The sequence below is a fragment of the Bradyrhizobium sp. Kon10 genome (assembly GCF_055807395.1).
Genome location: NZ_JBVVOZ010000131.1, coordinates 1 through 436, shown reverse-complemented (window position 1 = coordinate 436; position 436 = coordinate 1). Strand labels below are relative to the sequence as shown.

The window sequence follows — 436 nt, the reverse complement described above, 5'->3', positions numbered from 1 at the left end:
GGCGGGTTCAACATCACCGCGCCGATGAGCCTTGCGGCCCACGCGATCAAGCATGCCGTCGAGCGCGCCGGTGTCGACAAGGATTATGTCGAGGACAGTTATCTGGGCAATTCCGCCCACGGTGCGCGGAACATCGGCCGCCAGGCCGCCCTGCTCGCGGGCCTGCCAAAGACGACCGCCGGGGTATCCGTGAACCGCTTCTGCTCCTCGGGCCTGCAGACCATCGCGATGGCCGCCAATTCGATCCGCTCCGACGGCGCCGACTGCATCGTCGCCGGCGGCACCGAGAGCATCTCGATTGCCGCCGGCGGCATGCCGAAAGAATCGGTCGATCCGGAGCTGCTCAAGGTCGCCCCTGATATCTTCATGGCGATGATCGACACCGCCGACATCGTCGCCGAGCGCTACAAGCTCAGCCGCGAATATCAGGACGAGT

At 65.4% G+C, this 436-nt stretch carries 1 protein-coding gene; it reads left to right on the top strand.

What is annotated here, in order from left to right; genetic code table 11:
- The coding region (locus AC0L2O_RS36390; protein ID WP_473373147.1) for a thiolase family protein at positions 1-436 on the top strand (436 nt) is incomplete at both ends.